The 20,595-nt window shown below is 65.1% G+C and carries 24 protein-coding genes; 12 read left to right on the top strand and 12 right to left on the bottom strand.

Annotated elements, in window-relative coordinates; all coding sequences use genetic code 11:
- The first annotated feature begins 166 nt into the window (after positions 1-166).
- On the top strand, positions 167-1,429 hold the full coding sequence (locus ACTJKQ_RS18065) for a phospholipase D-like domain-containing protein (RefSeq protein WP_440597640.1): 1,263 nt from the start codon (positions 167-169) through the stop codon (positions 1,427-1,429).
- 152 nt (positions 1,430-1,581) lie between these two features.
- Here the strand turns inward: ACTJKQ_RS18065 and ACTJKQ_RS18060 are convergent, their stop codons facing one another.
- Positions 1,582-1,830: a hypothetical protein gene (locus tag ACTJKQ_RS18060; protein WP_056064732.1), complete on the bottom strand. Its 249-nt coding sequence runs from the start codon at positions 1,828-1,830 to the stop codon at positions 1,582-1,584.
- 353 nt (positions 1,831-2,183) lie between these two features.
- Here ACTJKQ_RS18060 and ACTJKQ_RS18055 point away from each other — a divergent pair, with 353 nt between their 5' ends.
- A complete protein-coding gene (locus ACTJKQ_RS18055; protein WP_199170829.1) occupies positions 2,184-2,969 on the top strand; it encodes a transporter substrate-binding domain-containing protein in 786 nt (261 codons plus the stop codon).
- A gap of 42 nt (positions 2,970-3,011) precedes the next feature.
- Here the strand turns inward: ACTJKQ_RS18055 and ACTJKQ_RS18050 are convergent, their stop codons facing one another.
- From ACTJKQ_RS18050 to ACTJKQ_RS18030, 5 genes are all read right to left on the bottom strand, one after another.
- Positions 3,012-3,482, bottom strand: a complete 471-nt coding sequence (locus tag ACTJKQ_RS18050) for an SRPBCC family protein (protein ID WP_440597639.1) — start codon at positions 3,480-3,482, stop codon at positions 3,012-3,014.
- Positions 3,483-3,649: 167 nt separating this feature from the next.
- Complete coding sequence (locus tag ACTJKQ_RS18045) at positions 3,650-3,967, bottom strand: DUF2322 family protein (RefSeq protein ID WP_440597638.1); 318 nt, start codon at positions 3,965-3,967, stop codon at positions 3,650-3,652.
- A gap of 153 nt (positions 3,968-4,120) precedes the next feature.
- Positions 4,121-4,450: a hypothetical protein gene (locus tag ACTJKQ_RS18040; protein WP_015014990.1), complete on the bottom strand. Its 330-nt coding sequence runs from the start codon at positions 4,448-4,450 to the stop codon at positions 4,121-4,123.
- Between the two features lie 37 nt (positions 4,451-4,487).
- Positions 4,488-5,486 (bottom strand): FHA domain-containing protein, encoded by a 999-nt coding sequence (locus tag ACTJKQ_RS18035; protein ID WP_440597637.1) that lies wholly within the window; start codon positions 5,484-5,486, stop codon positions 4,488-4,490.
- On the bottom strand, positions 5,483-6,910 hold the full coding sequence (locus ACTJKQ_RS18030; RefSeq protein WP_440597636.1) for a S1C family serine protease: 1,428 nt from the start codon (positions 6,908-6,910) through the stop codon (positions 5,483-5,485). The genes ACTJKQ_RS18035 and ACTJKQ_RS18030 overlap by 4 nt, the downstream gene beginning before the upstream one ends.
- Before the next feature lie 224 nt (positions 6,911-7,134).
- On the opposite strand from ACTJKQ_RS18030, the gene ACTJKQ_RS18025 reads away from it, so the two are divergent.
- The gene (locus ACTJKQ_RS18025; protein WP_440597635.1) at positions 7,135-8,076 is read left to right on the top strand and encodes a M14 family metallopeptidase; all 942 of its coding nucleotides are present in this window, start codon (positions 7,135-7,137) and stop codon (positions 8,074-8,076) included.
- 55 nt (positions 8,077-8,131) lie between these two features.
- Here the strand turns inward: ACTJKQ_RS18025 and ACTJKQ_RS18020 are convergent, their stop codons facing one another.
- The 4 genes from ACTJKQ_RS18020 to ACTJKQ_RS18005 form a co-directional block, all read right to left on the bottom strand.
- Positions 8,132-8,422 (bottom strand): hypothetical protein, encoded by a 291-nt coding sequence (locus tag ACTJKQ_RS18020; RefSeq protein WP_440597634.1) that lies wholly within the window; start codon positions 8,420-8,422, stop codon positions 8,132-8,134.
- Complete coding sequence (locus ACTJKQ_RS18015) at positions 8,419-8,763, bottom strand: HepT-like ribonuclease domain-containing protein (RefSeq protein ID WP_440597633.1); 345 nt, start codon at positions 8,761-8,763, stop codon at positions 8,419-8,421. Before ACTJKQ_RS18015 ends, ACTJKQ_RS18020 begins: the two co-directional genes overlap by 4 nt.
- The gene (locus tag ACTJKQ_RS18010; RefSeq protein WP_440597632.1) at positions 8,753-9,061 is read right to left on the bottom strand and encodes a nucleotidyltransferase family protein; all 309 of its coding nucleotides are present in this window, start codon (positions 9,059-9,061) and stop codon (positions 8,753-8,755) included. The genes ACTJKQ_RS18015 and ACTJKQ_RS18010 overlap by 11 nt, the downstream gene beginning before the upstream one ends.
- 100 nt (positions 9,062-9,161) lie before the next feature.
- Complete coding sequence (locus ACTJKQ_RS18005) at positions 9,162-9,710, bottom strand: DUF924 family protein (protein ID WP_440597631.1); 549 nt, start codon at positions 9,708-9,710, stop codon at positions 9,162-9,164.
- A 134-nt stretch (positions 9,711-9,844) separates the two neighbouring features.
- On the opposite strand from ACTJKQ_RS18005, the gene ACTJKQ_RS18000 reads away from it, so the two are divergent.
- A complete protein-coding gene (locus ACTJKQ_RS18000) occupies positions 9,845-10,579 on the top strand; it encodes a hypothetical protein (protein WP_440597630.1) in 735 nt (244 codons plus the stop codon).
- Positions 10,580-10,678: 99 nt separating this feature from the next.
- Here the strand turns inward: ACTJKQ_RS18000 and ACTJKQ_RS17995 are convergent, their stop codons facing one another.
- Positions 10,679-12,514 carry a glutamine--tRNA ligase/YqeY domain fusion protein gene (locus ACTJKQ_RS17995; protein ID WP_440597629.1) on the bottom strand — a complete coding sequence of 612 codons (1,836 nt, stop codon included), beginning with the start codon at positions 12,512-12,514 and terminating at the stop codon, positions 10,679-10,681.
- A 171-nt stretch (positions 12,515-12,685) separates the two neighbouring features.
- On the opposite strand from ACTJKQ_RS17995, the gene ACTJKQ_RS17990 reads away from it, so the two are divergent.
- The 6 genes from ACTJKQ_RS17990 to ACTJKQ_RS17965 all read left to right on the top strand — a co-directional run bounded on the left by ACTJKQ_RS17990 (position 12,686) and on the right by ACTJKQ_RS17965 (position 16,913).
- The gene (locus ACTJKQ_RS17990) at positions 12,686-13,021 is read left to right on the top strand and encodes a hypothetical protein (RefSeq protein WP_056064701.1); all 336 of its coding nucleotides are present in this window, start codon (positions 12,686-12,688) and stop codon (positions 13,019-13,021) included.
- A gap of 194 nt (positions 13,022-13,215) precedes the next feature.
- Complete coding sequence (gene aroQ / locus ACTJKQ_RS17985; protein WP_116747514.1) at positions 13,216-13,689, top strand: type II 3-dehydroquinate dehydratase; 474 nt, start codon at positions 13,216-13,218, stop codon at positions 13,687-13,689.
- Between the two features lie 27 nt (positions 13,690-13,716).
- Positions 13,717-14,130, top strand: a complete 414-nt coding sequence (gene arfB / locus ACTJKQ_RS17980) for an alternative ribosome rescue aminoacyl-tRNA hydrolase ArfB (protein ID WP_056747066.1) — start codon at positions 13,717-13,719, stop codon at positions 14,128-14,130.
- Positions 14,131-14,300: 170 nt separating this feature from the next.
- Positions 14,301-15,131 carry a DODA-type extradiol aromatic ring-opening family dioxygenase gene (locus tag ACTJKQ_RS17975; protein ID WP_288851049.1) on the top strand — a complete coding sequence of 277 codons (831 nt, stop codon included), beginning with the start codon at positions 14,301-14,303 and terminating at the stop codon, positions 15,129-15,131.
- A 58-nt stretch (positions 15,132-15,189) separates the two neighbouring features.
- Positions 15,190-15,861 carry an alpha/beta hydrolase gene (locus tag ACTJKQ_RS17970; protein WP_288851051.1) on the top strand — a complete coding sequence of 224 codons (672 nt, stop codon included), beginning with the start codon at positions 15,190-15,192 and terminating at the stop codon, positions 15,859-15,861.
- 161 nt (positions 15,862-16,022) lie between these two features.
- A complete protein-coding gene (locus ACTJKQ_RS17965) occupies positions 16,023-16,913 on the top strand; it encodes a DUF3014 domain-containing protein (RefSeq protein ID WP_288851053.1) in 891 nt (296 codons plus the stop codon).
- 14 nt (positions 16,914-16,927) lie between these two features.
- Here ACTJKQ_RS17965 and ACTJKQ_RS17960 read toward each other — a convergent pair whose 3' ends face one another.
- Positions 16,928-17,395, bottom strand: a complete 468-nt coding sequence (locus tag ACTJKQ_RS17960) for an Lrp/AsnC family transcriptional regulator (protein ID WP_056064679.1) — start codon at positions 17,393-17,395, stop codon at positions 16,928-16,930.
- 102 nt (positions 17,396-17,497) lie between these two features.
- Here ACTJKQ_RS17960 and mdeB point away from each other — a divergent pair, with 102 nt between their 5' ends.
- Together mdeB and ACTJKQ_RS17950 are read left to right on the top strand one after the other, a co-directional pair.
- Positions 17,498-20,164: an alpha-ketoglutarate dehydrogenase gene (gene mdeB, locus ACTJKQ_RS17955; protein ID WP_288851055.1), complete on the top strand. Its 2,667-nt coding sequence runs from the start codon at positions 17,498-17,500 to the stop codon at positions 20,162-20,164.
- A gap of 145 nt (positions 20,165-20,309) precedes the next feature.
- Positions 20,310-20,543, top strand: a complete 234-nt coding sequence (locus ACTJKQ_RS17950; RefSeq protein WP_108498826.1) for a hypothetical protein — start codon at positions 20,310-20,312, stop codon at positions 20,541-20,543.
- Positions 20,544-20,595: the final 52 nt, after the last annotated feature.

The raw sequence follows: 20,595 nt of genomic DNA, 5'->3' as shown, positions 1-20,595 counted from the left end.
ACAAAGTGGCTGCGCGGGGGGCTGGTACGGGTGCAAAGCGCCCCGCTGTCGCGGCCGACAGGGGCAATTGTGCCCCCGGTGTTGGCGGCGTCCGCCTACATCGCGCCTGCATGTCGGCACCTACCATCGCGCCATGCCACCCGCCGCCCCTTGCCGCCGTTCCACCATGCTCACTGTCTTGCTCACGGCCCTGGCCACGGGGGCTCTTGTCTTGTTGGCACTCAACTTCACGGCGGGCGAGAAAAAAGTGCAGCAACAGCTGCCGCGCCTGTACAGCGCCGCCCACCCGCAGTTCGAACGTGCCCTGGGCAGTCTGCTGGGCCCGGGCATTGTGGGCGGCAATGCGGTGACCGAGCTGCTCAACGGCGACCAGATTTTTCCGCCCATGCTGGCCGCGATCAAATCCGCTCAGAAAAGCGTCACCTTCGAAACCTACATCTATTGGTCGGGCGACATTGGCAAGCAGTTTGCCGACGCCCTGAGCGAGCGCGCCCGCGCCGGTGTGCCCGTGCATGTGCTGCTCGACTGGGTGGGCAGCGCCAAGATGGAAGAGAGCTACCTGGCCGAGATGAAGGAGGCCGGGGTGTTGATTGAAAAATTCCACAAACCGCACTGGTACAACCTGGCCCGGCTGAACAACCGCACCCACCGCAAGCTGCTGGTGGTGGACGGGCAGGTGGGCTTTACCGGCGGCGTGGGCATTGCCCCGGCATGGACGGGCCACGCGCAAGACCCCGACCACTGGCGCGACTCGCACTACCTGGTGCGCGGCCCCGCCGTGGCGCAGATGCAGGCCACGTTTCTGGACAACTGGCTCAAGGTCACCGGCAAGGTGCTGCATGGCGAGGCGTACTTTCCGGCCATTGCGCCGGCGGGTGGGCAGAAGGCGCAGATGTTCTCCAGCTCGCCATCGAGCGGCAGCGAGAGCATGCAGCTCATGTACCACCTGGCCATCACAGCGGCCGAGCGCAGCATCGACCTGTCGGTGGCGTACTTTGTGCCCGACGACCTGACCCGCAAGCTGCTGATGGCTGCGCTGGCGCGCGGCGTGCGCGTGCGCCTGGTTACCCCCGGCGAGCACACCGACACTGAAACGGTGAAGGCCGCATCCCGTGCCACCTGGGGCGAGCTGCTGCAGGCCGGGGCGGAGATCTACGAATACGGGCCCACCATGTACCACTGCAAGGTCATGATCGTGGACGAGTTGCTGGTGTCGGTGGGCTCCACCAATTTTGACAACCGCTCGTTCCGCCTGAACGACGAGGCCAACCTGAACGTGTACGACGCTGCCTTTGCACAGCGCCAGACTCAGGTGTTTGAAGACGACATCCGGCGGTCACGCCGCGTGACCTACGAGGCCTGGCAGGACCGCCCGCTGCGCGAGAAAGTGCACGAGACCTTGACCGGCTGGATGCGGTCGCAGCTGTGACGATGTTTGAATGAAATCAGCCGCTGGCGCCAGTGAACAATGCGCCAGGCGCTATCAAAAGTGTAGTCGCCGGTGGTGGATGCGCGGCGGCGGTTGCGGTGCGCCGCCGGGGCAGTGTTTGCCCTGGCGGGCATCTCCGCCGTGCTTATGGATCAGTGCGTCACGAACTCGTAGGTCACGGCTTCGCTGTCCACCATGTCGAGGATGTCGTCCAGCACGTCTTCGTCTTCGGTGCTGGCCCACAGGTCTTCGGGGTCTGTGGCAAACAGGGGTTCGATGGCGATGTCCATGAACTTGCCATCGGGCAGCTTGATGACCGGCGTGCCCTCAGAGGTATCGACCAGCTCCCAGTTGTCGGGCACGGTCATTTCGAGCTGGATGGTGACGTTGAGTTTTTTCATGGCGAATCCTTGTTGCAGAACCAGCCAGGGTAACCCAGTTTGGTGCCAGATGGATGTCTGGCGCCGAACGGATATGCCTAATGTGCTATAAAAATTAGAGCATCCGAAGGATTTGTGACTGCAGGCGCTCATGCCTGCGCCGGGCGAACTCCGTGCTCTCGCGTCTGGCATGGGCTTTGCGTCATGCAGGGCGCAACGTGTCGCGATGCAGACCGTGGGCCGCCGATGTGCCCTTGTACTGCGTGCCATTTGCTGTAACGTGTCTGGCCCAGGCCCCTGTGAGTCCGCATTCGCTGCGGGCCACGGAAATGCCTGTTTTTGTCCCATCTTCTGACCTACTGGAGAACCTGCCCATGATCATCAAGAAAACCCTGGCCCTTGCCGCAGCCGCCGCCGTGGTCGCCAGCCTCGCCTTCAGCCCGGCCGCGCAGGCAGGCCCCCGGCTCGACAAGATCATGGAGGCCAAGGTCATCCGCGTGGGCACGCCCGGCGACTACCGCCCGTTTGCCATCAAGACCGACGCGGGCTACAGCGGCCACGACATCGATGTGATCGAAACCATGGCCAAGGAGCTGGGCGTGAAGATCGAATACGTGCCCACCACCTGGCCCAACCTGGTGAAGGACCTGCAGGGCGACAAGTTTGACGTGGCCGTGGGCGGCATCACCCGCAACGTCAACCGCATGCGCATTTTTGACATGCTGCCCGGCTACGCCCCGTTCGGCAAAGTGGCCCTCGTGCGCGCGGCCGACAAGGCCAAGTACACCAGCGTGGACGCCATGAACCAGCCCACCGTGCGCGTCATCAAGAACCCCGGCGGCACCAACGAAACCTATGTGCTGGCCAACCTCAAGGCCGCCCAGGTCAGCACACACGACAAGAACGCCGAGATCCCCGCGCTGATCGCTGAGGGCAAGGGCGACGTGATGATCACCGAGACGTATGAAGCCCTGCACTACGCCAAGGCCGACCCGCGCCTGCACGCCGCGTTTGTGGACGCACCGCTCACGCCCAAGAACTACCTGGGCTTCATGCTGCCCACCGACGACGCCGACTACGTGCGCGTGATGGGCTTTGTGTGGGGCCTGGTGGACAGCCGGGGCACCATCAAGCAGGCCGCAGACAAGTGGCTGAAGTGACGGCTTTGAAGTGACTTGGGTCGGGCGCAGTGGACCTGTGGGCTACTCGCCCGGAATCTCCGGCTCCACCAGCAGCGCCAGCAACTGCAGCGACTCCTGCCAGCCCAGGTAGCACATCTCGGTGGGGATCACCGCCGGGATGCCTGCCTGCACGATGGACACCTCGGTGCCCGTCATCACTTTTTTGAGCTGAATGGTCGTGCGCATCTCGCCGGGCAGGTTGGGGTCGTCAAACCGGTCGGTGTGCACGATGCGCTCGCCCGGCACCAGCTCCACATACTCGCCGCCAAACGCGTGCGTGCCGCCGCTGCTCAGGTTGGTGAACTGCATGCGGTAGCTGCCGCCCACGCGCGCATCCAGGCTCAGCACCCGGCCCGTGAAGCCGTGGGGTGGCAGCCATTTGCACATGGCATCGGCATCCAGAAACGCGCGGTAGATGCGCTCGGCCGGTGCGCGCAGCACGCGGTGCAGGGTGACGGTGCCGGTGGTGGTGGAGGGGGTGGGGGTCGTCATGCAGGGTCTCCTTGCGGGAATCGGGGTGGATGGATGACAGCGTGCGCTCCAACACCATGACGGTCAATGGCCTGGGGCTTTTACGCGTTCACACCTCTACGACGAACGGGCCGGTGCGTTTTCGACAACCGGCCCTTTGCATCACCACATTTTTTTGTGGCGCCGGCTCAGGCGGCGATGGTGCGCACCTCAAAGCTCTCGCTGCCCTGCGCCCAGGCCAGCAGCCGGTCGATGTTGGGGTGCTTGCCCGGAAAGGCGCGCGCATCCGCCACATGCTCCGCATACCACTCCAGCCCCAGGCTGGCGGCTGCAGGCGTGATCTGCCCGCCATACAGGGCCGCCAGTGCGGCATACACCACCAGCGACCCGGTCTGGCCGGGCTTGTTCTCGATGGTGGCCTGCACCTGGCCGTCTGCGCCCAGCAGTTGCAGGGCGGCGAGGTGGCTGGCGGAAGGGAGTTGCTTCAGGCGGTCTGCGAAGTTCATGGCGGTCAAATTCAAGTGAAATGAGCCGCAAGCGCTAGAAGATCATGCGCGAGCAGCTATAAAAATGTGAGTAACGGAATCAGCGGGGCGGAATCTTAAAGGATGCGCGAAGGGGTCAAGACTTTGAACAGGCTCTGACTTTTGAACACACGCTCACGCCTGCCACACCCCAAACCCGGCCGAGCGCAGGTCGATGCCAATCTCGATCTCCCGGTCCACGGCCTCCTCGTAGGTCATGGGGTTGAAGCCCTCGTACAGGTCCGGCAGCAGCCGCAGGCCGTACTGCGTCACAAACCGGTTGGCCTGGATGCCCGCCTTGTGCTTGTCAAACCGCACATCCGGGTCCAGCCCCGTCATGCCCACGTACACGCAGGGCTTGCCGTCGATGTAGCCGGGGTTGCACTTGCGAAAGCGCGGCTCCAGCAGCACGTCTTTGGAGAGCTCGACCACGTAGACGTGGTGGTGGGGCTTGCGGCGGCGCATGGGGCAATGGCAGGTTAGAAGCAGGCCGTCTGGTCACCTACTCGTCGTCCTCATCCGCCAGCCCGTCATCCCGCAGGCGCCGGTCCAGCTTGCCGCGCAGCGCATCGGCGTCTTGCAGGAACTGGTCCACCGGCACCGCAGGGGCCACGCGCAGGGCGGGCGGGAACAGGCTGCTCATGTACAGCTCGTTGCCCAGCCGCATGCGGTTGAGCCACTGCGCGCCCAACCACGACGGCACACCCAGCAGCACCACAGCCGCCATGGCCCAGGCCAGGCCCACGCGGCGGCGGGGCAACACGGTGGCCAGGTGGGCGTACAGCGCGCCGGCCAGCACCAGCACCATCAGCACCGGGGCAAACCGCGACAGCGACTCCAGCGAGAACGTGAACGCCGTCAGATAGCTCAGCAGCTGCACCGCGTCGGCCACCAGCACTGCGGCGCACGCGATGCGCACATGGCGCCAGAAGCGCAGCTGGCTGCCAAACAGCTTGTTGGCCACGGACCACAGACCCGCCCAGGCCCCCACCACCGCCAGCGTGGTCAGCAGCAACAGGGGCAGCGACTTCAGGTACTGCGCGGCGTCGCGTGCCTCCAGCCACGACTCTCCCAGCCCGGCCAGCAGCACCAGCACCGCCAGCGCGGCCGTGGTGCCCACCGTGCGCCACGGAAACTGCGGCAGCGCCTGCTCCTCGGCAATGGGCGCATCGGCCAGGCGCAGGTGGATGTGGGTGTGGCCCAGGTCGATGGGCATGCCATCGGGCCAGTCAAAGCGTTCGCCCTGGGCATGCAGCTTGCGCTGCAGGCGTGCGCCGTTGCGTGTCTCCAGCACCTCGACCTGCACGGTGCGGGGCTCGTCCACCGCGCGGTCAATGCGCAGGTGCCGGGGCGCCACAAACGGGTCGTCCAGCACCAGGTCGCAGTCCAGCGCGCGGCCCACCGTCACGGGCCAGCGGGTGATGGGCGCACGCGCCAGCAGCGCGCCGTGGCGGTCAAACGCCTCGATCAGCCCCAGGGTGGTGGTCGGCATCGCGCTCATGGTGCGGCCTCCCAGCGAAAGGCCTTGAGGTAGTGGCTGGCCAGCTTCATGCCGTTGTCAAACGCAATGCCTTGCACATCCAGGCGGCCCAGCACGCCCCGTGTGGGCTGGTTGACCGAGGTGGCCAGCACCGTCATGTTGTACAGGCCGGTCAGCTTGCGGTAGGCCGACAGGCACACCACCGCACGCAGCGGCACGGTGCCGGGGTCCACAAACCGCTCGGTGCACTCGGCCGCCGTCTGGTGGCGGTTGCCGCGTGTGGGCAGGCGCTCGTTGGCAAAACTTTGCGAGTACATGCGGGCAAACCGGGCTGCGCCCAGCGTGGGCGCGTTGTAGGCCTCGTAAGACAGGCGCACCGCGCCGGTGCTGAAGTCGCCCGCCACCACATCGCTGTCGGCCTGGCACTGCGTGCGCTCCAGGTTCAGCCCGGGGAAGGCCGGGTCACGCCCCGATCCCCAGCACCGCGCCAGCGCATCGTCGGGCACGGGCAGGCGGTAGTTGCCATGGCGCTGCTCACGAAACGGCGCTTTCAAAAACCGGTCCGTCAGCAGTTGCTGGTGCTCCATCAGCTGCCGGGTCATCTCGGCATGCGCGGCCTGGGTGATGGGCTGGGCGTTGGCTGCGCGCTGCACCAGCGCCTGCGCAAACTCGGCAGGGATCAAAAAGCTGACCTGGTCGCCATCGAGCCGCTTGGCAACGTTCACACCCAACACCCGGCCTGCGTCGTCCACGGCGGGGCCGCCGCTCATGCCGGGGTTGAGCGCGCCGCCAAAAAAGATGCGCGGATAAAAGCTGCGCTTGACAAGCCCGTTGTAGGTGCCCTCGGTCACGGCAAAGCCGATGTCCAGCGGGTTGCCCAGCGAGTAAATGCGTTCGCCCTGCGCCAGCGCGTCGGTGTCGGGCCGAAAGCCCAGCACAGGCGCAGCGGCCGTGCGCCCTTTGGCGCGCAGCACGGCCAGGTCGCGCTGCACGTCAAACGCCAACAGCTCCACCTCGCCCTCCTGCCCCTCCATCGTCACGTACACGCCCCGGTAGCGCTCGGGCTCCAGCGCGAGCTGGCTGGCCACGTGAAAGTTGGTGACGATCAGCCCATCGGCCGACACAAAAAAGCCCGAGCCAATCGACGCTTGCGTGTTGGCGTTGCGCAGCAGCGTGCGGATCTGCACCAGCTTGTCGCGCGACAGCTCGTAAATGCGCCGCGCGTCGCGCGACAGCAGGGCCGCATCGGCCGCTGTGGGCGCGGCGGCTGCGGCGCCCCCCGCTGTGGGTGTTGTGCCATCCACAGGGGCACTGCCTGCCGGGCGCGTGGCCGGGGTGCTGGCAGCTGCGGGTTGGGGGGCGGGCTGTGCGTGCGCCAGCGCACACAGCAGCAAAAGCAGCGACGAGGTCGCCAGCCGCAAGGGCCGAATCGAAGGGAAGGGCATCGCGGTATTCTATGAACGCCCTGCGACAAGCCTTAGAGCGGCTAACAAAACTCTTCTGGCGTCGTTGCTGTGTCTTGTCGTACTGCTCGTACTGCCTGCGACACAGCGCCTAGCCAGAACCGCTTCGCTGAGTTTTGTTAGCCGCTCTTGTTGGCGTTGTCCGTTCCGTCGGCCCCGTTTGCCGCCGGGCCTGCCATTCACCTGCCACTCCATCCCACGCACCCATGCAACCCACCTCCACCTATCCCATCGGCACACCCGGCCAGCCCTGGGGCGCGGCAGAACGCGACCAGTGGCGCGCACGCCAGGTGCGCCAGCGCAGCTACGCCGACGACGTGCTCACGGCCATCGAGGCACTGCGGGGCCGGTTTGACGTGGAGATGTATGGCGACGTGATTTATGCCGACGCACAGCACCCGGCAGAGCGCTTTCCCCTGCGGGCCCTGCGCAGCCGCGAGTGGCAGCCCGGCCTGCCCACCGTGCTGGTGACCGGGGGAGTGCACGGCTACGAGACCAGCGGTGTGCACGGCGCTCTGCGGTTTGTGGACACGCAGGCCGAGCGCTTTGCAGGCCGCGCCAATCTGCTGGTGGTGCCGTGCGTGAGCCCCTGGGCGTACGAGCGGTTTCAGCGCTGGAACTTTGACGCCATCGACCCCAACCGGTCGTTCCGCGACGGCTCGCCCGCTCAGGAGTCCGCGGCCCTCATGCGCCTGGTGGCGCCACTGCACGGCCAGTTTGCCGCCCACATCGACCTGCACGAAACCACCGACACCGACGAATCCGAATACCGCCCCGCCGTGGCCGCGCGCGACGGCAAGGTGTTTGAACCCGGCAGCATCCCCGACGGCTTCTACCTGGTGGACGACACCGACAACCCGCAGCCCGCTTTCCAGCAAGCCATCATCGAGGCCGTCAGCCGCGTGACCCACATTGCGCCGGCGGATGACAAGAACGAAATCATCGGCACGCCCGTGGTGGCGCCGGGCGTCATCCACTACCCGATGAAGCAGTGGGGCCTGTGCGCGGGCGTCAGCGGCGCGCGCTACACCACCACAACGGAGGTCTACCCCGACAGCCCCCGCGCCACGCCCGAGCAGTGCATTGATGCACAGGTGGCGGCGGCCTGTGCGGCGGTGGAGTTTGTGCTGGCCGACGCGCAACTCTGAGAGTTGCGGCCCTGTGCGGCGCGGCTTCGTATTTTTGGTGCTTTCTTGGCGCTCGTTACCCAGCGCTTCCCAACGCGCCCATCAGCCGGGCACTCACCTCGGCCTCATCGAGCGTCGCGAATGCCATGTTGTGCTGCTCCGTCAGCGGCCCATGGCCCGGCTCCATGCGACCTGCGGCGTCGTAGCCCATGGCCTTGAACTTCCAGACCCCGCCGACCAGCTTGAGGGAACCCAGATGCGCGCCATCGGCCGTGTGCACGGACACCACGCCAGCGTTGACGGGCACCAGCTGCAACGGCCCTGCCAGCGGGCCGGGCGGTATGTGGGCGAAGGTGGGGTGTTTCAATCCTGCTCTTCCAGAAGAGTCTGTACCGCGCGCAGCAAGGCGGGCAGGGCTGATTGGGTGATGTTCCACACAGTACCCACGTTCACCGTCGCATAGCCGTGGATGAGTTGGTTGCGAAACGCCACGATCTGCGCCAGGTCAGGAATGCGGGCGGCCATGGCCGCATCCAGCTTGGACAGTTGGTTGAGTGCTTCGCCAATGATTTCAAATTTGCGCTCTACCGCCGCCTGGGCCATGGCGTTGGCGCCATAGGCTGCTGCATCCATGCCCTGGGTAAAAGACTCAATGGCGGCAGCCGCCTCGCGCACATCCCACAAAAAGGCGCGCGGGTCACGCTGCATACACAGCCTCGCGGTGGCGGTTGATGTTGGCTAGCACGTACGGGTTGCGCACAGCGCCGGGTTCCACCAGGTCCACGCCCCGGCCCAGCAGTGCTTCCAGATCGGCCTTGGCGCCAAAAATGGAGTGGAGCCCGGGTTCGACACCCGGAGCAAACTCCACCAGAAAGTCGGCGTCGCTGTGGGCGGGGTCAAAGTCACTGGCCCGTGCCGCCGAGCCAAACACCTCCAGCCGCCGAATGCCGTAGCGCTGGCAGATAGCGGCAATGCCGGAGCGGTATTGGGCGATGGCGGGATGCATGGGCGCAGTTTAATCGAGCACCTCATTGACCACCATATTGGCCTACGCTTGTTTGATAAGCAGTAGGCGCTATGAAGAATATAGCGAATTGGTGCGATGCCTAAAACGACGACCCCGGCTCGCTCAGAAACGCCAGTTCTTCGGCCGTGGAGGTGCGGCCCAGCAGCGCGTTGCGATGCGGGTAGCGCCCAAAGCGGTCGATGATGGCCTTGTGCCGTCGCTCAAAGTCCAGGTTGTTTTCCATGCCCGGCTGCGCAAACAGCTCAAGCGCTTGCTCGTGAATCACGGCAGATTCGCTGTGCATGTACGGCATGTAGGCAAACACGCGCTGCGCCGTGGGCAGGCTGCGGTCCTGCCCGCTGGCCACCAGCTCTTGCGCAAGGGCAAGGGCCAGTGCGTCTTGCGCAAAGGCGCGGGCGGTGTCGCGGTACACATTGCGCGAGAACTGGTCCAGCACCAGGATTTCTGCCAACCGGCCTTCTGGGGTAGCCCGCCAGGGGAACAGTTCACAGCGGGCTGCGGCCTCCAGCGTGGGGCCGCAGCGGGTTCGGATGGACTCGTCCAGGGCGGCGTCTTTGACGAAGTGCTGCTGGGGAGTGAGTTCGGCGAACCAGAAGTAGAGGATTTGGGTCGGTGATAGCGGCGCCATATCGTGTGATCCGTGGGGGTACTGTTCGTGCCTGCATACAACCAAGATCGGCGGTTCGCAGCGAATTAAGTCAAGAGAATTAGGTTTTGATGGAGACAATCCCCACCTCGAATCACCAACGGTGAGCATTCCAAATGCAAGCAGATTACCTTCGGCTCTACCAGCAACTCGGTCGACTTCTTGAGATGGCACCGGATGTGTCTACGTATCAAGCTTGTAGTCAACCAGCAGTTCTTCAATGGTTGGGGCGAGGTCACGCACTGGTCAAGGCCGTCAATGTCGGTGCTGGCTACGATGCCATCGCGTTTACAAGCGCAATGGATGGTTTGCGAACCGCGGGTTGGTCGTCAGCCATTGCACAGATTTTTCAGATTCTGTATCGCGCGATTGGTCACTGCGAACTTCAATTACCGGCAGGATCTGGTGGTTCTTTTATCGCGGTTGGGAATAGCTTTGACGCATTTACAGCGGTTACAAAAATTTTTGATGATGCAAAGCTAGACGTCCTGATCGTTGATCCATATTTGGATCAAACTGCTCTCGTCGATTTTGGTCTCGCTGTTCCGGAGGGCGTACACCTCAGACTTTTGGCCGACACCGCTGATCACAAAGCAACCTTGAAACCTGCCGCTGAAAAGTGGATTTCCCAGTACGGAGACAGAAGACCATTAAGTGTTCGCCTGGCGCCTGCCAAATCTATACATGACCGGGCAATCTTCATAGATCAACGAGAAGCCTGGACGATTACTCAGTCCTTGAAGGATCTTGCGAAGCGTGCTCCCGCCGAGATTATTCGGGCGGACTCTATTGCTGCACTCAAAGTGGAGGCATATGAGCAAATATGGGCAACGTCCGTGAGCTTGGTTTAGGCGAGTGATTCACTGACAGCTTCGGGTCAAGCTGTCTCCAGCCGATAAAAAAGGCCAGCAGAAGCTGAAAGTCTGCCGGCCATTTTCATCAATGGAGAATTACTTTCCCCAAGAATCCTTCAACCCCACCGCCAAGTTAAACACCGGCTTTCCTACCTTGTGGTCAATACGGTCCGCCACAAAGTACCCATGCCGCTCAAACTGGAACTTGTCGTCCGGTTGGGCATTGGCCAATGACGGCTCCACGATGGCGGTCACCACCTTCAGGCTGTTCGGGTTCAGGCTTTCGATGAAGTCCTTGCCGCCCGCGTCGGGCTGGGCGTCCAGGAACAGGCGGTCGTACATGCGCACTTCGGCGTTCACGCCGTCGGCCACACCCACCCAGGTCATGGCGGCTTTGACCTTCACGCTGTCGGCGCCGGGGGTGCCGCTTTTGGTGTTGGGCACCACGGTGGCCAGCACTTCGGTGATGACTCCGTTAGCGTCCTTGGTGCAGCCGGTGCATTCAATGACGTAGCCGCCCTTCAGGCGCACCTTGTTGCCGGGGAAGAGGCGCTTGTAGCCCTTGGGGGGCACTTCTTCAAAGTCTTCGCGCTCGATCCACACTTCCTTGCCGATGGTGAAGTGGCGGACGGGGCTTTCCACGCCTTCGGGCGGGTGGGGCAGGGCGGGCAGGCTGCAGGGCTCCAGGTGGCCTGCGCCCATCACGTCGTCCCAGTTGGTCAGCACCAGCTTGACGGGGTTGAGCACGGCCATGCCGCGGTGGGCCTTGAGCTCCAGGTCTTCGCGCAGGCAGCCTTCCAGGGTGCTGTAGTCGATCCAGCTGTCGGATTTGGTCACGCCAATGCGCTCGGCAAAAGTCTGGATGGCGGCGGGTGTGTAGCCACGGCGGCGCAGGCCCACGATGGTGGGCATGCGGGGGTCGTCCCAGCCGCTGACCTTGTGGTCGTACACCAGCTGGGCGAGCTTGCGTTTGCTGGTGATGACGTAGGTGAGGTTCAGGCGCGCAAATTCGTACTGGCGGGGGGGCGGGCTGGCCAGCAGGCCGCCTTCGGTCAAACGTTCCAGCAACCAGTCGTAGAAGGGGCGCTGGTCTTCAAACTCCAGCGTGCACAGGCTGTGGGTGATCTGCTCCAGCGCGTCCTCGATGGGGTGCGCGTAGGTGTACATGGGGTAGATGCACCAGGTGTCGCCCGTGTTGTGGTGCGTGGCGCGGCGGATGCGGTAGATGGCCGGGTCGCGCATGTTGATGTTGGGGCTGGCCATGTCGATCTTGGCGCGCAGCACCATCGATCCGTCTTCGTGCTGGCCGTCCTTCATCTCGCGGAAGATGCGCAGGTTCTCTGCCGGGGTGCGGCTGCGGAAGGGGCTGTCCACGCCGGGCTTGCTGAAGTCGCCCCGGTTTACGCGCATTTGTTCGGCGGTCTGTTCGTCCACGTAGGCGTGGCCAGCTTCGATCAGGTATTCGGCCGCGCGGTACATGAAGCCGAAGTAGTCGCTGGCCTGGTAGGGGGCAGCGCTGCCGGGGGTCTGGCCGATCTGTGTCCAGTCAAAACCGAGCCACTTCACGGCGTCGATGATGCTGTTGACGTATTCGGTGTCTTCTTTTTCGGGGTTGGTGTCGTCAAAGCGCAGGTGGCACACGCCGCCGTAGTCGCGCGCCAGGCCAAAGTTGATGCAGATGCTCTTGGCGTGGCCCACGTGCAGGTAGCCGTTGGGTTCGGGCGGGAAGCGGGTGCGGATCTTGGCGGGGTCGGGCTGGCCGGCCGTGTGGTGGGCGGCGTCGCCGGGGGTGCCAGCCCAGCGGCGGGTGGCGTAGGTGCCTTTGTCCAGGTCGTGTTCGATGATCTGGCGCAAAAAATTGCTGGGCTTGACGGTTTCAGGGGCCGCAGAAGTGGCAGTGGCGGCGGTATTGGCGGGGGAGGGGGTGCTCATCCAGCCATTTTAGGCGGCGGTTTCGTGACGGTTTACGCATTAAAACCAGCGCGTGTACGTTCAGACACAACGTAAAGACGATTTTGTGCCATCCTTTTAGGCACTTGGTGCGTTGTGTACCGGTGAGGCGTGTCCTTTTGGCTGGCCGCCCTCATTCACTAGGAGATTTCCATGACGAAAACCCGTTCTGTTTCTACTGCGGCCGCTGTGGCGGGTGTAGCGCTGGCCCTGTTGGCCGGTGCTGGCTCCGCCCAGGCCCGCGATGTCAATTGGTCCGTGGGCATTGGCGTGCCCGGCGTGGTGGTGGGGGCCAGCAATGGCTACTACGCCCCCGCCCCGGTGTATGTGGCACCGCCCCCACCGGTGTACTACGCTCCCCCTCCACGCCCTGTGTACTACAACGCTCCCCCGGTGTACTACACGCCACCCCCAGCGGTGTATTACGGCGGTTATGGTTACGGCCACCGCCACCACGGGCACGGCCACGGTCGCCACTGGGACCGTTGATCAGCCCCCAGCGGCTGGTTTGTCACCAACCTCTTGGGCGCGAGTCGCTCACAGGCAGCGTTGCACAGGCTGCCTTTTACAGCGGTCCTTCGGGGCCGCTTTTTTATTGGGGCGGCCCCTGCGCTGGGGGGCGCCGCATAATCCCGCACTCTGGCCTGCCAGCGTGGCAGGCGCATTGCCCCGGAGACTTGTCTGTGACCGCCAATAAAACCGTTTTTGTCCTCAATGGCCCCAACCTGAACCTGCTGGGCACGCGCGAGCCTGCCGTCTACGGCGCGGCCACCCTGGCCGATGTGGAAAAGCTCTGTACTGACGCCTGCCACCGCCACGGTTTTGCGCTGCGTTTTCACCAAAGCAACCACGAAGGGGCCTTGGTGGACTGGATTCACGAGGCGGGCCGCCTGCACGCAGCGGGCGAGCTGGCGGGCGTGGTCATCAACGCCGGGGCCTACACCCACACCAGCATTGCCCTGCACGACGCCATCAAGGGCACGGGCATCACCCTGATCGAGCTGCACATCAGCAATGTGCACGCGCGCGAGGCCTACCGCCACCATTCGTACATGGCCGCCGCCGCCAAGGCGGTGATGTGTGGCTTCGGCGTGCTGGGCTATGGCCTGGCGATTGACGGGCTGGCGCAGTTGCTGGCCCAGCAGCCAGCGGCCTGATGGCTGGGCGCGGGGGATTCCACGGCCATGGCCCCGCTGCCCCTGCAGGTCTCTGAGGACGAGGTTGAAATCACCGCTATGCGCGCGCAGGGCGCGGGCGGGCAAAACGTCAACAAGGTGTCCAGTGCCGTCCACCTGCGGTTTGACGTGGTGGCGTCGTCGCTGCCCGAGGGCGTGAAGGAGCGCCTGCTGGCCCTGCGCGACACCCGCATCACCCAAGACGGTGTGCTGGTCATCAAGGCCCAGCAGTACCGCAGCCAGGAGCAAAACCGTGCCGATGCCCTGGAGCGGCTCAATGCGCTGGTCAACAGCGTGGCCGTGCCGCCCCGCGTGCGCCGGGCCACCAAGCCCACCTATGGGTCGAAACAGCGGCGCTTGCAAAGCAAAACGCAGCGGGGCGAGACCAAGGCGCTGCGGGGCAGGGTGCGCGACGGCTCCTGACCCGCGGGCCAGAGCAGGCCTGCGTAGGGGCTGGTGGGCGTTGCGCGCTGTGCACCAGGGCGCTGTCAATGTTTGATTGGCATCATCCGTAGAACAATCTGTCTGCCTTGCAGGGCTTGGTGTCACGGGCTATCAGTCCTACATTCATGGTGTCCTTTGTTGGAGTTGTCATGTCTGCCTCTGCCCAAGTCCCCGTTCCTGTTTCTGCCGCAGTCCCCGCGCTGTTTGTGTCGCATGGTGCGCCCTTGTTTGCGCTGGATGCGGGCACCACCGGCCCGGCGCTCACGCAATGGGGCCAGAGCCTGAAGTCGCAGTACCCCGGCCTGCGTGGCGTGGTGGTCATGTCGCCACACTGGATGGCGCGCTCGGCGCAGGTGATGACCGGGCCGCAGCCTGCCACCTGGCACGACTTTGGCGGATTCCCTCCCGCGCTGTACCAGCTGCAGTACCCCGCTCCGGGCTCACCCTCGTTGGCGCAAGAAGTTCTGGGCCTGTTGCAGGCCGCTGGCGTGGCGGCCCAGGGCGATGCCGCGCGTCCCTTTGACCACGGCGCCTGGGTGCCGCTGATGCACTTGTTCCCGCAGGCCGACGTGCCTGTGGTGCAGGTGGCGCTGCCCGTGGGCGCAGGCCCGGCCGAGGTGTATGCACTGGGAGCCGCCTTGCGCAGCCTGCGCAGCCAGGGCGTGCTGGTGGTGGGGTCGGGCAGCATGACGCACAACCTGGCCGAGTTTTTTGGCGGCGAGCGCGCGCCCGCGCCCTATGTGCTGGAGTTCAGCCGCTGGATCGAGGACGCCCTGGCCCGTGGGGACATGGCAGCACTGCTCAACTACCGCAGCCAGGCGCCTCAAGCCCACCGTGCGCATCCGACCGAAGACCACTTTTTGCCGATCTTCTTTGCACTGGGTGCAGCAGGCGACGACCTGCACGCAAACTACTTGAGCCGCGAGGTGATGTACAGCATGCTGTCGATGGACGCTTTTGCCCTGGAGCCGGCGCACTGACACGGAACTCCTTGCATTCCACCCGTTTTTGGCCCTAAACCATTCGAGGCACACATATATGTTTACCTTGCCGCTCACATTTTTGCAGCGTCCCGCTGCCGCCACCGCACCCCGGCCCTGGCTGCTGGTGCTGATGCATGGCGTGGGCAGCAACGAGCAGGACCTGTTCAGCCTGGCCCCGCAGATCCCGGACCGGTTTCATGTGCTGAGCCTGCGGGCGCCGTTTCGCATGGGGCCGGGCTCACACGCGTGGTTTGATTTCTCCATCGAGCCCAGCGGCGAGCGCACCATCAACGAAGAGCAGGAGGCGCAAAGCCGCGCCCTGGTGGCCCAGGCGGTCGAGTCTGCCGCCGAGCAGCTGGGCATTCCGCCCGAGCGGGTGGTGGTGGGCGGCTTCAGCCAGGGCGGCATCATGGCGCTGTCGCTGTTGCTCACCCGGCCCGCGTTGATGCATGCGGGCCTGGTGTGGCACAGCCGCCTGCTGCCGCAGGTGGTGCCGCTCACCGCACCTGCCGATGCGCTGCGCGGCAAGCAACTGTGGCTGAGCCACGGTACCCACGACAACGTGATCCCGCTGGCCAACGCCCAGGCCATCGCCCACCACATGGCGCCACTGCCGGTGACGGTGACGTACCGCGAGTTCCCCAGCGCACACGAGATTCGCCCCTCCGAGCTGGCCGCCACCGTGGCCTGGCTGGAGTCGCTGTCCACCACACCGACGGCGTTTTAAGCAGGGCATTCTTCCGGGCCGGCCCCGGGGCGGGCTACATCGCGTTACCGGGGTCTGGGTGGGCGGTTGTCCAATCGTGCACGCCCCATGTGGGACTGAGAGGGAACGACTGACGCCATGGAGGCTCGGACAAGGGTTGTTCCCGTGTTGAAGGAGAGCCCATGCCCGATCAAGACACCGCAGAATTCCGCCCCGCGCCAGAGCGCACCTCCGCCGCACTCTGGGTCTTGCTGGCCGCGCTGGTGTGCGCCGTGGCGGCTGGCGCGGCATGGTGGTTCTGGCTGCGGCCGGTAGAGCTCGCATTGGCGCCACCCCCTGTGGTGGCCGCTCCACCAGCTCCGGCAGCGCCCACGCCCGCTCCCGAGGCGTCGGGGCCGCAGAACCCGGTGGATGCGCTGGCACCGCCCGACGCTGCCTTGCCTGCGCTGGCCGAGTCCGACGCCAGGGTTACAGAGCTGTTGGCCGAGCTGCTGGGCCGCGACAAGCTGGCGATGTTTCTGCAGACCGACGGTTTTGTTCGTCGTGTGGTGGCCACGGTGGACAACCTCGGCCGCGCCCACGCGCCATCGCGCATGTGGCCGGTGCAACCTACGCTGCAGCGGTTTGTGGTGGATGGCACTGGCGACGCGCCCACCACCGTCGCGGCGGCCAATGCCGCGCGCTACAGCGCCTTCTTGGCGTTTGCTGAAGCGGTACCGATGGAGGCCGCCGTGGCGCTGTACGCGCGGCTGTACCCGCTGTTTCAGCAAGCGTATGAAGAGCTGGGCTACCCCCGGCGCTACTTCAACGACCGCCTGGTGGCGGTGCTGGACCAACTGCTGCAGGCGCCCGAGCCCGCGGGCCCGCTGCAGGTCAAGCTCACGCCCGTGAACACCGAAGTGCCCAACCTGCGGCCCTGGGTGCGCTACGAGTTTGTGGACCCCGCGCTGGAGGCGCTGCCCAGCGGCCAGAAGATCCTGCTGCGCATGGGCCCTGCCAACGAGGCACGTGCCAAGGCGCTGATCCGCGAGCTGCGCAAGCGCGTGGCGACGAGCGGCGTGGCGCGCAAGTAAGGCCCTCTAGCCTGTCATGGGGTGGGAAGTGGCAGAGCCGTCTTGTAGCGCACCTGCTTGAGTGCAAAGCTCGACCGGATCTTCTCGACGCCCGGAATGGGCGACAGCTGCTCCAGAATGAAACGCTCCAACGCCCCAATGTCGGCAAGCGCTACGCGGATCAGGTAGTCGCTGTCGCCGCTCATCAGGTAGCACTCCATCACCTCATCGTGCTCGGCAATGCGGCGTTCAAAGTCGGCCAGGGCTTCCTTGCTTTGCGCCTTGAGGCTGATGCTGATGAACACATTCAGGCCCAGCCCCAGCGCCGCCGCATTGGCCAGTGCCACATAGCGACTAATGACGCCTGCCGCCTCCAGTGCCTTTACCCGCGCCAGGCAGGGCGAGGGCGACAGGTGCACGCGCCGTGCCAGTTCCACGTTGGACAAAGATCCATCGGCCTGCAGCTCGGCCAGAATGCGCAAATCGAGGGTATCCAGTTTCATATGCCGCAGTTTATGGCTTTGGCGGCATAAAGTGCTATGGGCACGCGTCGCGAAAGGCAAAACGGCAACTCATTTGGAGTCAGCCTCGCTACAGTGGCATCCATGAACGCCCTCACACCCCACGCCCTGCTGCAACAAGCCACCGGCGCCCCCCTGGACGCCGACCCCGAAGAAACCGCCGAGTGGCGTGATGCCTTCCTGGCACTCGTCGCCACCGAAGGCCCCGAGCGAGCGCGGCACATGCTGCAGGAGCTGGTGCGGGTGGCGCGCGCGCAGCGCATTGGCTGGCAGCCCGACCTGAACACGCCGTATGTGAACACCGTGGCGGTGCAGGACCAGCCCGTGTTCCCGGGTGACCTGGCCATCGAGGAGCGTGTGGCTTCCATCGTGCGCTGGAACGCGCTGGCCATGGTGGTGCGCGCGAACCAGGCGTATGGCGAGCTGGGTGGGCACATTGCCAGCTACGCCAGTGCTGCGGATCTTTTCGAAAGCGGGTTCAACCATTTCTTTCGTGCCCGTGAAGGCCTGGGCGAAGGGCAGCACCGGGGCGATCTGGTGTTCTTCCAGCCGCACAGCGCGCCCGGCGTGTATGCCCGCGCCTTCCTGGAAGGGCGCCTGTCCGAGCAGGACCTGATGCACTACCGCCAGGAACTGACGGCGCCGGGTGCAGGCGCGCAGGGCCTGTCGAGCTACCCGCACCCCTGGCTGATGCCGGACTTCTGGCAGTTCCCCACCGGCTCGATGGGCATCGGCCCTATCAGCAGCATCTACCACGCGCGCTTCATGCGCTACCTCACGCACCGCAACCTGCTCAACTGCGCGGGGCGCAAGGTGTGGGGCGTGTTTGGTGACGGCGAGATGGACGAGCCCGAATCCATGAGCGCCCTGACCCTGGCCGCGCGCGAGGGCCTCGACAACCTGGTCTGGGTGGTCAACTGCAACCTGCAGCGGCTGGACGGCCCCGTGCGCGGCAACGGCCGCATCATCGACGAGCTGGAGCGCCTGTTCGCCGGCGCGGGCTGGAACGTGGTGAAGCTCGTGTGGGGCAGCGACTGGGACGGCCTGTTCGCCCGCGACCTGACCGGTGCGCTGGTGCGCACGCTCGAAGGCACGGTGGACGGCCAGATGCAAACCTTCGCGGCCAAGGACGGTCGTTTCAACCGCGACAACTTCTTCGGTCAGAACCCTGAGCTGGCGGCCCTGGCCCAGGGCATGACGGATGAGCAGATCGACCGCTTGAAGCGCGGCGGGCACGACCTGGTGAAGATCCACGCCGCCTACGCCGCCGCCGCTGCGCACAAGGGGCAGCCCACCGTGATCCTGGCCCACACCAAGAAGGGCTACGGCATGGGCACTGCCGGCCAGGGCAAGATGACCACGCACAGCCAGAAGAAGCTGGACGAGACCGACCTCATCGAGTTTCGCAATCGCTTCAACCTGCCGCTCAGCGACGAGCAGGCCACCAGCCTGGCCTTCTTCAAGCCCGCCGAAGACAGCTCGGAGATGCGCTACCTGCGCAGCCACCGCGACGCACTGGGCGGCTACTTGCCGCGCCGCGAGACGGCGTGCGACGCGCTGCCCGTCCCATCCATCGATAGCTACGCGCAGTTTGCGCTGCAGGCCGATGGCAAGGAGATGAGCACCACCATGGCCTTCGTGCGCATGCTGGGCACGTTGCTCAAGGACGCCACGCTGGGCCCGCGCATCGTGCCCATCGTGGCCGACGAGGCGCGCACCTTCGGCATGGCCAACCTGTTCAAGCAGGTAGGCATCTACAGCAGCGTGGGCCAGCGCTACGCGCCCGAGGACATCGGCTCGGTACTGAGCTACCGCGAGGCGCTGGACGGCCAGATCCTGGAAGAGGGCATCAGCGAGGCCGGCGCCATCGCCAGCTGGACGGCCGCTGCAACGAGCTACAGCGTGCACGGCCTGGCCATGCTGCCGTTTTATATCTACTACTCGATGTTCGGCTTCCAGCGCGTGGGCGACGCCATCTGGGCGGCGGCGGACCAGCGTGCGCGGGGCTTCCTCTTGGGCGCGACCTCGGGCCGCACCACACTGGGCGGCGAGGGCCTGCAGCACCAGGACGGCAGCAGCCACCTGGTGGCCGCCACCATTCCCAACTGCAAGGCCTACGACCCGGCCTACGCGGGAGAAATGGCCGTCATCATCGACGCCGGCATGCGCGAGATGGTGACCGAGCAGTGCGACGTCTTCTACTACGTCACGCTGATGAACGAGAACTACGCCCAGCCCGACCTGCCCGCCGGTGCGGCAGAAGGTGTGCTGCGTGGATGCTATGTTTTCAGGAGCTATCCAGGCAATATGCACCAGCGCGACAGCGCGATTTCGTCCAAAAGCGTCACCCTGATGGGCTCTGGCGCCATCCTGACCGAGGTGGTCAAGGCCGCAGAACAACTTGCGAGTGAGGGCGTGGATGTGACCGTGCTCAGCGTCACCAGCTGGAGCGAACTGGCCCGCGACGGCGTGGCCTGCGAGCAGCGCTGGCTGGCGGGCGATGCCCAGCCTGCACCCGCATGGCTGACGCAGCAACTGGCCACGACCCGCGGACCAGTGATCGCCGCCAGCGACTATGTGCGCGCCGTGCCCGAGACGGTGCGCGCCTTCATCCCCGAGGGCCGCAAGTATGTGACCCTGGGCACGGATGGGTTTGGACGCAGCGACACGCGGGCAGCGCTCCGGCAATTCTTTGGGGTGGATGCAGCCAGCGTGGCCCAGGCAGCGCGGCGAGCGCTGGCCGCTGGCTGATGGGTGCGGGGGGCGAGCGCAGGCGCCTGCCGTCGTTTTACAGTGCCTCCGCTCTGTCGCCTGATGACAGCGGGGGTGGGGTGAACGCCATTGCCCAATTTCGCGCAGGCTTCCTACAATGGTTTAGCAACCGTGAGAGGGCGCCATGGCACATGTCATCTGGGACCATAACCCGCCGACCACCTGGATAGCCAACGTGGACGGGCAAGCACTTTGCTCCATCAAGCGCAAAGACATTGGCGGATGGACCGCCGCCTGGGCAGACGACCGCCTGTGGCCGCCGCCCGCCCATTTGCCCAAGGCCATGCCGCAACCCACCCAGTTTTTCAGCAGTCTGGAAGAAGCCAAGCAGGCGGTGGAAAACGCGCTGGGCGCTTGAGGCGGGGCCCTGGAGCACTGCCGCAGTCTGAGTGACTGCGCTTGCGTGTACC

Origin of the sequence: Acidovorax sp. 22279 (assembly GCF_052045435.1) — a bacterium.
Classification (GTDB): Bacteria; Pseudomonadota; Gammaproteobacteria; order Burkholderiales; family Burkholderiaceae_C; genus Acidovorax; species Acidovorax delafieldii.
Note: the sequence above shows the minus strand (reverse complement) of the source record. Positions and strands in the feature narration are given on the sequence as shown.

Excerpts from the sequence above, each read along its gene's own strand:
- ACTJKQ_RS17990 (WP_056064701.1), top strand. The coding sequence starts at position 12,686 with ATGACGAAAACCCGTTCTGTTTCTACTGCGGCCGCTGTGGCGGGTGTA.
- ACTJKQ_RS18040 (WP_015014990.1), bottom strand. The coding sequence starts at position 4,450 with ATGCGCCGCCGCAAGCCCCACCACCACGTCTACGTGGTCGAGCTCTCC.
- ACTJKQ_RS18005 (WP_440597631.1), bottom strand. The coding sequence starts at position 9,710 with ATGGCGCCGCTATCACCGACCCAAATCCTCTACTTCTGGTTCGCCGAA.
- ACTJKQ_RS17975 (WP_288851049.1), top strand. The coding sequence starts at position 14,301 with ATGTCTGCCTCTGCCCAAGTCCCCGTTCCTGTTTCTGCCGCAGTCCCC.
- ACTJKQ_RS17965 (WP_288851053.1), top strand. The coding sequence starts at position 16,023 with ATGCCCGATCAAGACACCGCAGAATTCCGCCCCGCGCCAGAGCGCACC.
- ACTJKQ_RS18045 (WP_440597638.1), bottom strand. The coding sequence starts at position 3,967 with ATGAACTTCGCAGACCGCCTGAAGCAACTCCCTTCCGCCAGCCACCTC.
- ACTJKQ_RS18025 (WP_440597635.1), top strand. The coding sequence starts at position 7,135 with ATGCAACCCACCTCCACCTATCCCATCGGCACACCCGGCCAGCCCTGG.
- ACTJKQ_RS18010 (WP_440597632.1), bottom strand. The coding sequence starts at position 9,061 with ATGCATCCCGCCATCGCCCAATACCGCTCCGGCATTGCCGCTATCTGC.
- ACTJKQ_RS17970 (WP_288851051.1), top strand. The coding sequence starts at position 15,190 with ATGTTTACCTTGCCGCTCACATTTTTGCAGCGTCCCGCTGCCGCCACC.
- ACTJKQ_RS17950 (WP_108498826.1), top strand. The coding sequence starts at position 20,310 with ATGGCACATGTCATCTGGGACCATAACCCGCCGACCACCTGGATAGCC.
- ACTJKQ_RS18055 (WP_199170829.1), top strand. The coding sequence starts at position 2,184 with ATGATCATCAAGAAAACCCTGGCCCTTGCCGCAGCCGCCGCCGTGGTC.
- ACTJKQ_RS18000 (WP_440597630.1), top strand. The coding sequence starts at position 9,845 with ATGCAAGCAGATTACCTTCGGCTCTACCAGCAACTCGGTCGACTTCTT.
- ACTJKQ_RS18030 (WP_440597636.1), bottom strand. The coding sequence starts at position 6,910 with ATGCCCTTCCCTTCGATTCGGCCCTTGCGGCTGGCGACCTCGTCGCTG.
- ACTJKQ_RS18060 (WP_056064732.1), bottom strand. The coding sequence starts at position 1,830 with ATGAAAAAACTCAACGTCACCATCCAGCTCGAAATGACCGTGCCCGAC.
- ACTJKQ_RS17960 (WP_056064679.1), bottom strand. The coding sequence starts at position 17,395 with ATGAAACTGGATACCCTCGATTTGCGCATTCTGGCCGAGCTGCAGGCC.
- mdeB (WP_288851055.1), top strand. The coding sequence starts at position 17,498 with ATGAACGCCCTCACACCCCACGCCCTGCTGCAACAAGCCACCGGCGCC.
- ACTJKQ_RS18015 (WP_440597633.1), bottom strand. The coding sequence starts at position 8,763 with ATGCAGCGTGACCCGCGCGCCTTTTTGTGGGATGTGCGCGAGGCGGCT.
- arfB (WP_056747066.1), top strand. The coding sequence starts at position 13,717 with ATGGCCCCGCTGCCCCTGCAGGTCTCTGAGGACGAGGTTGAAATCACC.
- ACTJKQ_RS18065 (WP_440597640.1), top strand. The coding sequence starts at position 167 with ATGCTCACTGTCTTGCTCACGGCCCTGGCCACGGGGGCTCTTGTCTTG.
- ACTJKQ_RS18035 (WP_440597637.1), bottom strand. The coding sequence starts at position 5,486 with ATGAGCGCGATGCCGACCACCACCCTGGGGCTGATCGAGGCGTTTGAC.
- ACTJKQ_RS17995 (WP_440597629.1), bottom strand. The coding sequence starts at position 12,514 with ATGAGCACCCCCTCCCCCGCCAATACCGCCGCCACTGCCACTTCTGCG.
- ACTJKQ_RS18050 (WP_440597639.1), bottom strand. The coding sequence starts at position 3,482 with ATGACGACCCCCACCCCCTCCACCACCACCGGCACCGTCACCCTGCAC.